This window comes from Streptomyces sp. SID13726, from assembly GCF_010548375.1.
Lineage (GTDB): Bacteria > Actinomycetota > Actinomycetes > Streptomycetales > Streptomycetaceae > Streptomyces.
Genome location: NZ_JAAGLY010000321.1, coordinates 1 through 485 on the forward strand (window position 1 = coordinate 1; position 485 = coordinate 485).

1 protein-coding gene is annotated in these 485 nt (G+C 69.5%); it reads left to right on the forward strand.

The window, feature by feature from the left end; genetic code table 11:
- Positions 1-16 precede the first annotated feature (16 nt).
- The coding region (locus G3I78_RS47860; RefSeq protein ID WP_164436888.1) for a hypothetical protein at positions 17-485 on the forward strand (469 nt) is incomplete at its 3' end.

Below are 485 nucleotides of genomic sequence, written 5' to 3' on the forward strand. Positions count from 1 at the left end.
GCGTCCCGGTGACCTCATGACACTGCTCGTCGACGTCGCGGCCCGGATGCGGGGTGATGACCGCAACGGCAGGGTGAGCAGCCGGATCCGTGGAGAACTGCTCTCCCGGCATCTCCATCCCAACATGGCGATGTCCGCCCTGGTCGACGAGGACAAAGAAGGACGGACGTACTACCACCACCAAGGGGCCAGCGCCGGTTTCACCACGGAATTCGCCAGCTACCCCCAGGAGGACGTCCACATCGTCGCCATGGCAACGGCCGCTGTCACTCCGCCCGAGCTGCGTGTGGTGGTCAAGCAAGCGCTCGCCACGACGCCGGTGGGCAGCCCGGCACCCTCCACGGTCGGTGTGCTTCCGGCGGACGGCGCGACATCGGCGGACAGCCGCGCCGAGGACACCGGGAGCTACGCCGGCGACTCCCTCGGAGCCGAGGTGGCGGCGGACACCGCCACGGTGAGCACGCGGAGCGGGTTCGCGGTCGAAC